The organism is Pseudonocardia sp. TMWB2A (assembly GCF_017312135.1).
The window spans coordinates 4,838,747-4,850,837 of record NZ_QKQY01000002.1 but is presented as its reverse complement, the minus strand read 5'-3'; the positions used below and the strand labels follow the sequence as shown (position 1 = coordinate 4,850,837).

12 protein-coding genes are annotated in these 12,091 nt (G+C 77.0%); 5 read left to right on the top strand and 7 right to left on the bottom strand.

Annotated elements, in window-relative coordinates; genetic code table 11:
- Position 1 precedes the first annotated feature (1 nt).
- The 5 genes from DMP17_RS37275 to DMP17_RS37255 all read left to right on the top strand — a co-directional run bounded on the left by DMP17_RS37275 (position 2) and on the right by DMP17_RS37255 (position 4,730).
- Complete coding sequence (locus DMP17_RS37275; protein ID WP_337831975.1) at positions 2-934, top strand: ABC transporter ATP-binding protein; 933 nt, start codon at positions 2-4, stop codon at positions 932-934.
- Positions 931-1,704 (top strand): ABC transporter permease, encoded by a 774-nt coding sequence (locus DMP17_RS37270; RefSeq protein WP_337831974.1) that lies wholly within the window; start codon positions 931-933, stop codon positions 1,702-1,704. The genes DMP17_RS37275 and DMP17_RS37270 overlap by 4 nt, the downstream gene beginning before the upstream one ends.
- 131 nt (positions 1,705-1,835) lie before the next feature.
- The gene (locus tag DMP17_RS37265) at positions 1,836-3,254 is read left to right on the top strand and encodes a fatty acid desaturase (RefSeq protein WP_226357980.1); all 1,419 of its coding nucleotides are present in this window, start codon (positions 1,836-1,838) and stop codon (positions 3,252-3,254) included.
- Positions 3,254-3,445, top strand: coding sequence for a ferredoxin (locus DMP17_RS37260; RefSeq protein ID WP_062396337.1), 192 nt, complete (start codon positions 3,254-3,256; stop codon positions 3,443-3,445). The genes DMP17_RS37265 and DMP17_RS37260 overlap by 1 nt, the downstream gene beginning before the upstream one ends.
- A gap of 70 nt (positions 3,446-3,515) precedes the next feature.
- The gene (locus tag DMP17_RS37255) at positions 3,516-4,730 is read left to right on the top strand and encodes a PucR family transcriptional regulator (protein WP_226357979.1); all 1,215 of its coding nucleotides are present in this window, start codon (positions 3,516-3,518) and stop codon (positions 4,728-4,730) included.
- Between the two features lie 218 nt (positions 4,731-4,948).
- Here DMP17_RS37255 and DMP17_RS37250 read toward each other — a convergent pair whose 3' ends face one another.
- From DMP17_RS37250 to DMP17_RS37220, 7 genes are all read right to left on the bottom strand, one after another.
- Positions 4,949-5,854 (bottom strand): hypothetical protein, encoded by a 906-nt coding sequence (locus tag DMP17_RS37250; RefSeq protein ID WP_337831973.1) that lies wholly within the window; start codon positions 5,852-5,854, stop codon positions 4,949-4,951.
- A 453-nt stretch (positions 5,855-6,307) separates the two neighbouring features.
- Positions 6,308-6,490: a hypothetical protein gene (locus DMP17_RS37245; protein WP_157818271.1), complete on the bottom strand. Its 183-nt coding sequence runs from the start codon at positions 6,488-6,490 to the stop codon at positions 6,308-6,310.
- Positions 6,491-6,556: 66 nt separating this feature from the next.
- Entirely contained in the window at positions 6,557-7,672 is a 1,116-nt protein-coding gene (locus DMP17_RS37240; RefSeq protein WP_337831972.1) for an MSMEG_0565 family glycosyltransferase, read from the bottom strand.
- Positions 7,673-7,675: 3 nt separating this feature from the next.
- The gene (locus DMP17_RS37235) at positions 7,676-8,518 is read right to left on the bottom strand and encodes a carbon-nitrogen hydrolase family protein (protein ID WP_226357976.1); all 843 of its coding nucleotides are present in this window, start codon (positions 8,516-8,518) and stop codon (positions 7,676-7,678) included.
- A gap of 1 nt (position 8,519) precedes the next feature.
- Positions 8,520-9,386: a carbon-nitrogen hydrolase family protein gene (locus DMP17_RS37230; protein ID WP_337831971.1), complete on the bottom strand. Its 867-nt coding sequence runs from the start codon at positions 9,384-9,386 to the stop codon at positions 8,520-8,522.
- Positions 9,383-10,909, bottom strand: coding sequence for an MSMEG_0567/sll0787 family protein (locus DMP17_RS37225; RefSeq protein ID WP_337831970.1), 1,527 nt, complete (start codon positions 10,907-10,909; stop codon positions 9,383-9,385). Before DMP17_RS37225 ends, DMP17_RS37230 begins: the two co-directional genes overlap by 4 nt.
- A gap of 2 nt (positions 10,910-10,911) precedes the next feature.
- Positions 10,912-12,066 (bottom strand): MSMEG_0568 family radical SAM protein, encoded by a 1,155-nt coding sequence (locus tag DMP17_RS37220; protein ID WP_226366353.1) that lies wholly within the window; start codon positions 12,064-12,066, stop codon positions 10,912-10,914.
- Positions 12,067-12,091: the final 25 nt, after the last annotated feature.

Genomic DNA, 12,091 nt, shown 5'->3' with positions numbered 1-12,091 from the left:
CATGGATGCGATCGAGGTGCACCGGCTGCACAAGCGCTACGGCGACACGGTGGCCGCCGACGGGGTCGACCTGTCGGTGCCCGCGGGGTCGGTCGTCGGGCTGCTCGGACCCAACGGAGCCGGCAAGACGACGACCGTCGAGTGCGTCGCGGGGCTGCGTGCCCCCGACTCCGGCACGGTTCGGGTGCTCGGGCTCGACCCGCGCCGCGACCGCCGCGCCGTGCGCGCGGTCCTGGGGGTGCAGCTGCAGGAGGCGGCCCTGCACGACATGCTCACCGCCGCCGAGCTCGTCGGCCTGCACCGGTCCCTGCACCGCACCGGGCGGGAGCCGGCGGAGCTGCTCGACGCGGTCGGGCTGTCCGCGCAGGCCGGGACCCGCTTCGACCGGCTCTCCGGCGGCCAGGCGCAGCGCCTGTCGGTGGCGCTCGCGCTGGTCGGGGCGCCCCGGGTGGTGGTCCTCGACGAGCTGACCACCGGCCTGGACCCGGCGTCCCGGGAGACCGTGCTCGACCTGGTGCGCGACCTCGCCGCCGACGGTGTCGCGGTACTGCTGGTCAGCCACCGGATGGACGAGGTCGAACGGCTCTGCGACCGGGTCCTGCTGCTCGACGCGGGCCGGGTCGTCGCCGACGCGACCCCGGCCGGGCTCGTCGCGGCCGCCGGGCTCGGGGAGTACGTCCGGTTCCGGACCGACGCCGGGTTCGACCGGGCCGGGCTGCTCGCCCTGCCCGGCGTCGCGGAGGTGTCCCGGGTCGGGCACGACGTCACCGTGACCGGCGGAGACGGGCTGCTGGGCCCGGTCGGGGCCGAGCTGGTCCGGCAGGGTGTCGTCGCCACCGGGCTGCGTGCCGAGCGCCCCGGCCTCGACGAGGCGTTCCTGGCGCTCACCGGGGACCGGGGCCGCGAGTCGACGGCGGGGGAGGTGGCGGCGTGAGCGCCCCGGTCCGGTCCGGGCTGCCGCTCGCCGGGTGGCGGGCGCTCGTCGTCGCGGAGCTCAGGATGGTCGTCCGGGACACCGCGGGCCTGGTGGTCCCGCTGGTGCTGCCGCTGCTGATCCTGGTGATGGTCGGCGCGACGGCGCCGGAGCTGCCCCCGGACGTCCTCGGCGACCGCTCGGTGGTGGAGGTCGTCGGGCTGCCGATCGCGATCGCCACGGTGCTCGCCCTGGTCGGCATGGTGAACGTGCCGAGCTTCGTGGCGGCCTACCGGCGCAGCGGGGTGCTGCGCCGGCTCGGGGTCACCCCGGCGGGCCCGGTCCCGGTGCTGGTGGCGCAGGCGGTGGTCGGGGTCGGGCAGGTCGCGGCCGGTGTCGGCGTCGCGCTGGCGGTCGCGGTGCCGGTGTACGGCGCGCGGATGCCCGCCGCGCCGTGGGCGGCGCTGGGCGGGCTGGTCCTGGCCACGGCGGCGTTCTTCGCGGTGGGCGCGCTGGTCGCGGCGCTGGCCCCGACGGCGAACGCGGCCGTCGCGGGCGGGGTCCTGCTGTTCTTCGGCACCGGGCTGCTCGGCGGCATGTTCGGCGACCCGCGGAAGCTGCCCGGCCCGCTCGCCGAGATCGGCCGGACCCTGCCCTACGGCGCGACGTCGGAAGTGCTCGGGACGGCGTGGCGCGGGGTCCCGCCGGACACCGGCGCCGTCGTCGGGCTGGTCGTCGCGCTGCTGGTCGGGGCGGTGGGCGCGGTCCGGTTGTTCCGCTGGGACCGCTGAGGAGGGCCCCGTTCGGTCCGCGGGACCGAACGGGGCGCCGATCTTCGGTCCCGACGACCGAGGAATCGCGGGCCGATCTCCCTAACGTCTGCTCACAACATCCCGTCAGAGCCGACGCGAGGAGGAATCCGATGCGGACCTACGCACTGTCCGAACCGGTGAACGGTGAACACACCTGGCACGACGGCAAGCGCTACGCCTGGCTGCTGGGCCTGCTGGTCCCGGTCCTGCCGTTCCTCGCGATCGGTCTGCACCTGGCCACCGGCTGGTCGGTGGCGCTGTGGCTGGGTCCGATCGTCGTGCTCGGCATCGTCCCGACGATCGACCTGTTCGCGGGCAAGGACCCGACGAACCCGCCGGACGAGGTGATGGAGGAGCTGGAGGAGGACCGCTACTACCGCTGGGTCACCTACGCCTACCTCCCGCTGCAGTACGCGGGCCTGTTCGCCGGGATGTTCTACATCGCCACCGCCGGGGCGCCGGTCGTCGGCAACATCGGTCTCGCGGTCACGCTCGGCACCGTCGCCGGCGTCGCCATCAACACCGCCCACGAGCTGGGCCACAAGCGCGAGGACGTGGAGCGCTGGGCCGCCAAGATCGCGCTCGCCCCGGCGTTCTACGGCCACTTCTACGTCGAGCACAACCGCGGCCACCACGTGCGCGTCTCCACCCCGGACGACCCGGCCTCGGCCCGGATGGGCGAGAGCTTCTACCGGTTCTGGCCGCGCACCGTGTTCGGCTCGCTGACCAGCGCCTGGCGCCTGGAGCGCAAGCGCTACGCCCGCCGCGACCGGCACCCGTTCCGGATCGGCAACGACGTCCTCAACGCCTGGCTGATGTCGGTGGTGCTGTGGGGCGCGATCATCGCGCTGTTCGGCTGGGGCGTGCTGCCCTACCTGCTGATCCAGGCCGTCTTCGGGTTCACCCTGCTCGAGCTGGTGAACTACATGGAGCACTACGGGATGCTGCGCCAGAAGGTCGGCCCGCCGGACCGCCGCCGCTACGAGCGCGTGCTGCCCGAGCACTCCTGGAACTCCAACAACATCGCCACCAACGTGCTGCTCTACCACCTGCAGCGACACTCCGACCACCACGCGAACCCGGTCCGCCGGTTCCAGACGCTGCGCGACTTCCCGGAGGCCCCGGTCCTGCCGACCGGTTACACCGGGATGATGCTGGCCGCGACCGTCCCGCCGGTGTTCCGCCGGCTGATGGACCCGCTGGTGGTGGCCCACTACGACGGCGACCTGCGCTTCGCCAACCTGCAGCCCGGCAAGCGTGACAAGCTCCTCGCCGCGTACCCGCCGCCCGCCGACCCGGCTCCGGTCGCCGACACCGCCGCCGACGTCACCCGCCGCGCGCAGAGCGACGCCGTCACCGCGGCCCGCTGCCCCGGCTGCGGGTACACCTACGAGGTCGCCGCGGGCAACGAGGCCGAGGGCTTCCCGGCGGGGACCCCGTGGTCGCAGATCCCCGACGACTGGTGCTGCCCGGACTGCGGGGTCCGCGAGAAGGTCGACTTCGTCGCGCTGACCACCGAGGAGGTCTGATGCGCATCGTCGCCGACCTCGACGCCTGCCAGGGCATCGGGATGTGCGAGGCCATGGCCGACGGCTGGTTCGAGGTGGGGGAGGACGACGTGGTCGTCGTCCGCGACGAGCACCCGCCCGAGTCCGAGCGGGCCCACGTGGACGCCGCCGTCCGCGCCTGCCCCGCCCGCGCACTGGCCCTGGAGAACTGAGCCCTCCACCCGACGCCCGCCCGGCACCGGATCCCCGGAGCCGGGCGGGCGTCGCGCTACGGTCGGTCCCGTGTCGACGGTGACCGCCCTGCTCGCCCGCCTCGCCACCGAGGTCCGCGACGACGTCGAGGCGCTCGGTGCGCGGGTGCTCGTCGAGATCGACGCCGGGCTGCCCGAGCTCGGCCGCGACCCCCGCGTGCGCGAGCTGCTGGTCGCCACCGTGCAGGGCTCGCTGGAGGGGGCGCTGGTCGTGCTGACCGGCCGGGCCCCGGACGACGTGCCGCTGCCCCCGGTCGCCGGGGAGCTCGCCCGCCGACTCGCCCAGCAGGGGGTCCCGGTCACGGTCGTCCTGCGGGCCTACCGGCTGGGCCAGTCGGTGTTCCAGCAGGAGCTCATCGGCCGCATCGCCGGGTCCGGGCTGGGGACCACCGAGGTCGGCGACGCCGTCCGGGCGCTCACCGCGGTCGCCTTCGGCTACGTCGACCGGGTCTCCGAGGAGATGGTCGCGGTCCACCAGGCCGAACGCGACGGCTGGGTCCGCCGCCGCGACGCCGCCCGGCTCGCGATGGTCGACGCGGTGCTCGCCGGGCGCGGCGGCACCGTCACCGAGGTCGAGACGGCGCTCGGGCACCCGGTCGCGGGGGAGCACCTGGCCGCGGTGCTCTGGGTCGATCCGGACGCCCCCGATCCCGGCCGGGCCCTGGAACGTGCCGTCGCCGACGTCGGCGCCGCCCTCGGCTGCACCCGCGCCCCGCTCGTCGTCGCCCCGGACGCGGTGACCTCCTGGGCCTGGTACCCGGGTGCGGGCGGGCCGGTGACCCTGCCGCCCGGACCGGTGTCGGTCGCGCTCGGCGGCCCCGGCCGCGGCCTCGACGGGTTCCGCGGCGCGCACCGCCGGGCCCGCCGGGTGCAGGAGGTGGTCACCGCCGCCGCTCCCGCCGCCCGGCTCCCGGTCACCACCGCCGACGACCTCGGCCCGCTGCTGCTGCTCGACGCGGGCACCGACCTGCTCGCCGACCGGGTCGCCGAGATCCTCGGCGACCTCGCGATCGACGACGAGCAGCACGCCCGGCTCCGTGACACCCTCGCCGCCTACCTGCGCGGCGGCGGCAGCCTCGTCGCGGCGGCGGGCGAGCTGCACCTGCACAAGAACACCGTGCAGTACCGCCTGCGCCGCGCCGAGGAGGTGCGGGGCCGGCCCCTCGGCGACGACCGGCTCGACGTCGAGGTGGCGCTCCTGGCCTGCCGGGTCCTCGGGACGGCCGTGCTGCGCCCGGCCGACTGACCGGGTCTGCGCGCCGACCCCCCCGGCTGCGCTGGTCGGGCGACCACGCTGGTCCGTCGGCTGAGCAGGCCCACCGATCGCGCTGGTCCACGGCCACGCTGGTCGGCCGGCCGCTCATCGACCGGCCGGCCGCGTGCTGATCCACTGCTCGCGCGGTGATCCGCTCCGCGCGCGCGTCCGGACACGCGCGGGCAGCGGATCACCGCGCGCGGAGCGGATCATGCTGCCCGTGGGAGCCGTTGCGCGACGGCGGCGAAGTCGTCGAGGTCGTCCCAGGTCCAGCGCACGACCGTGCGCACCCCGGGCCGGGCCCGCAGCGCGTCCTCCCGCCGCTTCTCCCGGACGACGGCGTCGGCCGCGTTGTCTCCCGGGTGCCCCGGCCGCCCGTACCTGCCGAGGCCGTCGAACTCCCCGACCACCCCGTGGTCCGGCCACCAGAAGTCGACGACCCCGATCCGGTGGCCCCGCCCGTCGAGCACGGGGTGCTGCAGCACCGGCCTCGCCACGTGCAGGCGTGCCATCCGGACGCGGCTGCGCGACTCGCCGGGCCCGTCCGCGCGGGCGTCGGCGAAGGCGACGACCGCCCGGGCCCGGCCGACGCCGTGGCGTCCGCAGGCGGCGAGCACCGCGTCGCATAGCCGGTCCGGCGTGACGAGGTGGCGGTGCAGGGCCGCGTCGGCGACGGCCACGGCGGTCTCGAACGGCGCGGTGCGGGCCAGGTCGACGACGGTGCGGGCCACCGACGTCGTCGGGATGCCTCGGACGTCGACGACGTCGTCGGCGGGCAACGGGGAGGCGTGCACGCGCAACCGCGGTCCGCCGCGCCCGCCGGACACGCGGTCCCGGGTCACGTGCACCGTGGTCAGGGGCACGCCCCAGACCGGCAGGCCGTGTCGTACGGCGGCGGACGGGCCGCTGACCACGGCCCCGGGGGCGAGGGTCGGGAACGTCGCCTCCACCAGGGTCGCGTGCCGCGTCGAGGCGAACCGCAGACGCTCGTCGCCGGTCTCCAGGTACACGCCGGGTCGCAGCCCGGTCCAGCGACCTGTGCGCAGGGCGGCGCGGATCTCGGCCTCGGTCGTCCCGAGTCTCAGCAGGTCGCGGCGCAGCAGCGGTTCGTCCACGGTTCCGACCCTGCCTGCGCCCGGCGCCCGCGCCGGAGCGGATCCGCCACCTGTGGAGCATTCCCGCGATTGTGGACGGGCACCCGATGATCGCCTTCTCGCGCGGTGATCCGCTCGGCGCGCGCGTCCGGACACGCGCGCGGAGCGGATCAGCGCGCGGGCGAAGGATCAGCGCGCGGGCGGGCGGGGGATCAGCGCGCGCAGCGGATCAGGGCTTGGGCGGGGGACCGGCGCGCGGGCGAAGGATCAGCGTGTGGGCGGCGGAGCACCGCGTGGGCGAAGGACCGGCGCGCCGACGGCGGGTCGATGTGGGAGCAACGGAGCCCTGCGGGGGCATCAGAGCCCTGCGGCAGCCGCGGACCAGCGCGCGGGCGGCGGGTCGATGCAGGAGCGGCGGAGCACTGCGGCAGCGGCGGACCGGCGCGGGCGCGGCGGGGCCGGGCGGGCGGTGGGTCAGAGCTCGCCCGCGAGCACCTCGTGGCCGCGCAGCCGGGGCAGCCGCAGCACGACGGCGTCGCGGTCGTCGCGGGTGGGGCGGGTGCAGTGCGGGCAGCGGACCCCGGCGGCGTCGCCGTGGCGGGCGGCGCGGCACAGGGGCACGACGGTGGCCGGAGCGGGTGCCTCGTGAGCAGGCATCGGCGTACCCCCGGGACGTCGTCGTCGTGTGGTCACCCCAGGTTAGCGCAGTCGGTGTGGCCCCCGTCACCCCGTCGTCGTCACGCCGCGGTCGGCGAGGTGGGTGCGGTAGAGGCCGGCGTGCCGGTCCGCGGCCGCCGTCCAGGTGTGGGCGGCGGCCAGCGTGCGACCGGCGGCCGCCCGCCGCGGGTCGGGGACGGCCAGCGCGTCGGCGAGCGCGGCGGCGAACCCGGCCGGGTCGCGGGCGAACCGTGCCGCGTCGCCGAACACCTCGCGCAGCACCGGCAGGTCCCGGGTCACCAGCGGGACCCCGGCGGCCAGTGCCTCCATCGCGGCCAGGCCGAAGCCCTCCTTGGCCGACGGGAACGCGAACGCCGCCGCGCCCGCCATCAGGCCGGGCAGCGCGTCGTCGTCGACGGGGCCGAGGATGTCCGGGACGACGCCCAGCTCGTCGGCCCGGGTGAGCACCCGGGCGCGGTAGTCGCGGTAGTCGAACAGCGTCTCGCCGCCGCCGATCACCAGGCGTGTCCCCGGCCCGAGCAGCGCCATCGCCTCGACCAGGTCGGCGGTGCCCTTGCGCGGCTCGATCCCGCCGACCGACAGCACGTAGCGGCCGAACCGGGCCCGCCACGGCGCACCGGCGCCGGCGTCGGCGGCCCGGGCGAACCGGGCCGCGTCGACACCGTTGCCGATCACCGTCGCCTCCCGGCCCCAGCCGGCGCGCACCTCCGCGGCGACGGCCCGGGAGACGCACACCAGCGCGGCCGGATGCACCAGCGCGCGTTCGTGGCAGGCGGCCAGCTCGGGGGTGCTGAACTCGTCGAGGTGGTGCACGGTGCGCAGCAGCGAGCCGTAGCCGTGCGCGCGGCCCTCGGCGTTGGCGGACAGACAGTCCTGGGCGTGCCGCACGTCGACCGCGGGGGCGTCGGCCAGCCCGGCGGCCAGCAGGTCGATCGAGCGGAGGATGCGGGCGCCGACGGTCTCGCCGTCGATCTCCGGAACCGGGACCAGGTGCACCGCGACGCGGGGGTCGACGGCCCGGAAGAAGCCGGTGTCCCCGCCCCGGGCCAGGGAGAACACCGCGACCTCGTGCCCGGCGGCGGCGAGCGCCTCGGCCAGCGCGAGGGTGTGCACGACCCCGCCGCGCGGCTTGGTGGAGTAGGTGGACAGCCGGATCCGCACCGCTCAGCCCCGGTACAGGTCGGGTCGGCGTTCCTTGAGGTGGTGCAGCACCGCGCGGGCGGAGCCGATCATCTCCTCGGGCTCGACGTCGGCGACGGCGAGCCCGCCCTTGGACCAGGTGCGGGCCAGGATGTCCCCGCCCGGCCCGACGACCTTCGCCCGGCCCAGGAAGTGCAACGATCCGTTGCGCCCGCTCTGGTTCGCCGACAGCAGCAGCACCTGGTTCTCGGCGGCGCGGGACTGGTCGTAGAGGTCGAACAGCCGGGCCTGGCGGTCCTGCGCCATCCGGGGTGCCCGGTTGGTCAGCGAGGTCGGCCAGGCCGACAGGCAGGCCAGCAGCTGCGCGCCGTCGAGCGCGAGCGAGCGGGCCGACTCGGGGAAGGTCTTGTCGTGGTCGATGAGCATCCCCATCCGGCCGGCGGGGGTGTCGAACGCGGTGAACCCGTCCCCGGCGGCGAACAGGCCGGCGACACCCGCGGGCTGGTGCACCTTGCGGTGCCTGCCGAGCACGCCGTCCCCGGTCAGGCAGACCGCGGAGTTCCACCGCACGCCCGGCTCGGGTCCGGCCTCGCAGAACCCGACGCACACCACCATCTCCCGGGCGAGCGCGGCGACCGCGCGCACCTCGGGGCCGTCCGGGTCGAGCTCGGGCGGCAGGACCGCGCCGTCGTCCGGGTCGGCGGGGTCGGGGCTGCGCAGGTCGTGCACGTAGCCGCCGAGGGCGCCGTCGGGCAGCACCAGCACGCTGACGCCCTGCTCCCGGGCGTGCGCGACGATCACGCCGATCCGCTCCAGGTCGAACGCGACGTCCCGGGTGAAGTTCGCGGCCGCCGCGGCGACGCGCACCTCACACCCCCGCGCGGACCGGACCCGGCCCGTAGGCCGCCGGGCGGCGGTCGCGCAGGTGCCCCATGACGCGGCGGGCGGCGTCCACGGATGCGTCGACGTCGACGGTGGCGACGGCCAGCCCGGCCTCGCTGCCGGTGGCCGCGAGCACCTCGCCCCCCGGGTCGACGATCTTGGCGTTCGCCACCAGCTGCATGTCGCCGAACCTACCGGCCTGGTTCGCCGAGACCCAGACGAACTGGTTCTCCAACGCGCGGGAGCGGTCGTGCAGGTCGAAGCGGCGGGCCCACCGGTCCTCGGCGAGCACCGGGGCCCGGTTCGTCCGCGACGCCGGCCACGCCGACAGGCACAGCACGGTCCGGGCGCCGTCGTCGGCCAGCGCGCGGGCCGCCTCCGGGAACGCCTTGTCGTAGCAGATCATCATGCCGGTGCGGCCGTACGGCGTGTCGAACGCGGCGAACCGGTCGCCCGCGGCGTAGCTGGAGTTCTCGTTGATCGGCTGGTGCACCTTGCGGTGCCGCCCGAGCACCCCGTCCCCGGTGACGGCGAGACAGGAGTTGTAGGGCCGCCCGCCGGATGCGGCGTCCCCGGTCTCGCAGTACCCGGCGGCGACGACCATGTCCCCGGCCAGCGCGGCCAGCCGCCGGACCTCCGGCCCGTCCGGGTCCAGCTGCGGGGGCCGGTCGGCGGGGGTGCCGGGCACGTCGTGCAGCGACGACAGGTACCCGCCCATCGCCGCCTCGGGCAGCGCGAGCACCTGCACCCCGGCCGCGCGGGCGCGGGCGATCGTGGCGGCGATCCGGGCGAAGTCCTCGTCGAGGTCGCGGACGAAACCCTGCGCGGCGGCGCCGAACGTCGTGGGCGTCATCGGGTCTCCTCGGGGTGGGGGGCGGGGGTGCCGGCGCGGCCCATGCCGGTGACGCCCGCGGTGACGGCCTCGGTCTGCTCGCCGTCGGGCCAGCGCAGCCGGACCCCGGCACCGGCGACGAGCTCGCCGCACTCGGCGGACACCGCGGGACCGGCGTCGGGGGCGGGGGAGCCCGGGTCGTCCGCGGTGAGCAGGCCGAACCCGGGGAAGCAGGTGAACCAGTCGCCCGCGGTCGCACCGTCCGGGCGGGGGACGGCGGCGACGTCGAGCACGGCGCCGACCCCGGAGGCCTCGGCGAGCATGCCGAGGGTCCCGGCGAGCCCGGCCATCGACACGTCCTTCGCCGCGGCCGGGCGGTGCGGTGCGTCCGGGCCGATGGCGCCGACGGTCGCGGCCAGCTCGGCGCGGGTGCGCGAGGTCGTCGAGTCCCACTGGCGCCCGGTGTAGCCGGGCCGCCAGCCGCCGCCGAGGTCGGTGGTGAGCCGGACCCGGTGCCCGGCGCGGCCGCCACCGGCGGGGACGGGCCGGTCGGTGCGCCCGAGCGCGGTCAGCGACAGCGCCGCGGGCACGTCGAGCTGGGTGTGCCCGCCGAGCAGCGGGACACCGTAGGCGGCGGCCGCGTCGCGCACGCCGCTCAGCACGCGGTGGGCGAAGGAGGCGTCCCGGGCGCCGACGGCGTCGAGCAGCCCGACCGGGACGGCGCCCATCGCGGCGAGGTCGTTGACGTTGACCAGCACCCCGGCCCAGCCCGCCCACTCCGGGTCGCGCTCGACCATGGCGGGCACGATCGCGTCGCAGCAGGCCACCAGGTCGCTGCCCGGGACGGGGGCGCCGTCGTCGCCGACGAACCCGGCCGGGCCGACGCCGCCGACCAGCGCACCCAGCGGGGCCTTGGTGGCGACGACGAGGTCCTGGACGCGGGTCACCGGCCATCGCATCGTGACGTGCGGGGCCCCGGCGACCACGCAGTCGCGCACCCGGGTCCAGCCGAGCCGCTCGAACAGGACCGCGCCCGCGGCCTGCACGTCGGCGTCGAAGCGCAGGGCGCCCGCGGCCTCGGCGCGCGCGCAGGCGGCGCGGACCAGCGCGGCGCCGACCCGCACACCGGTGCGACGGCGCGCGGCGGGAGCCACGACCAGCCTGCTGCCGGTCCACCACCCGATGTCGGGGTGGGCCGCCCGGGCCGGGCCGAGGCGTACCCCGCCGAGCAGGGTCCCGTCGGCGTCGTGGGCGAGCAGGACGACGACGCGCGGGTCGGCGTCGTGGTCGTCGAGGTCGGCGGTGGGCCGGTCGGGGAACAGGCCCTGCTCGACGCAGAACACCGCGCGGCGCAGCGCCCGGTACCCGGCGACGCCGGGGTCGTGCGCGTCGTCGGCGCGGGCCTCGCGGACCGTCACCGCCGGGGTTCCGCCGGTGCGGGCCGGGCGGCCGCCGAGCAGCTCGTCGGCGATCCAGCGCGGCGCGGGGGTCAGGTGGCGGGGCGCCCCGGTCACGAAGCGGGGGCGCGGGTCGGTGGTGCTCATGCTCAGCCCCCCGCCGCGGACAGCGCGCTGCACGCCCCGCAGGCCGCGCAGCCGGCGGCCTGGTCGGCGCCGCGCATCCCGGCGGCGCGGAGCACCGCGGCGACCCGGCCGGTGACGTCGGCGAGCAGGTCCGGGTCGGGGGCGGGCACCCCGTCGGCGAAGGCGAGGGTGCCGGGCAGCGGCCGGTAGGGGACGACGAACGGGTACACCCCGGCCGCGACCAGCTCCGCGGCGCCGGCGACGAGCTCGTCGGGGTCCTCGCCGAGGCCGACGATGAGGTAGGTCGACACGGCGTTCGGGCCGAACACCCGCACGGCCTCGTCCCAGGCCGCCCGGTACTGGGACAGCGGGACGGTGGCCTTGCCGGGCATCCAGCGGCGCCGGACGTCGTCGTCGAGGGACTCGACGTGGATGCCGATCGCGTCGGCGCCCGCGGCGGCCAGCTCGGCGAGCACACCGAGGTCGTCGGGGGCGGGCGGCTCGCACTGGACCTGGACCGGCAGCGCGGGGACGCGCTCGCGGATCGCGCGCACGCAGCGCAGCAGGTGCCGGGCGCCGCGGTCCCGGCCGTTGGAGGTGCCGGTGGTCAGCACCATCTGGCGCACCCCGTCCAGGCGGACCGCGGCCTCGGCGACCTCGGCGAGCTGGTCGGGGGTCTTCACCGCCGTCGTCGCACCGGAGGCCAGTGACTGCTCGATCGCGCAGAACCGGCAGCGGTCGGCCTCGCCGTAGCGCACGCAGGTCTGCACCACCGTGGAGGCGAGCACGTCGTCGCCGTGCAGGCGGGCGATCTTCTCGTAGGGCACGCCGTCGGCGGTGGTGAGGTCGTAGAACGCCGGCCGGGCGACGGTGTCGACCGCGACGCCCATGTCGGTCACGCCGCCGCCGGGCTCGCGGCGCAGCAGCCGCCCGTCCCGCAGCCGGTACGGGGAGTCGGCGACGATCGGGACGGTGGTCGCCAGCCCGTCGACGAGGACGTGCCCGTCGGCGGACGGGCCCGCCCCGCCGGGGCGGCGCAGCGGGATGACCGAGCCCAGGTCGGTCACGCCGGAGGGCCGGTCCGGCCCGGTGCCGGTGTCGGGGTCGAGCGCCACGCCGCGGACGGCGAGCTCGGCGCGGGCCCGCAGACCGGGCTCGGTACGGGACGGTGCGGACATGCGGGCGGACCTCCGGGGATGCGAC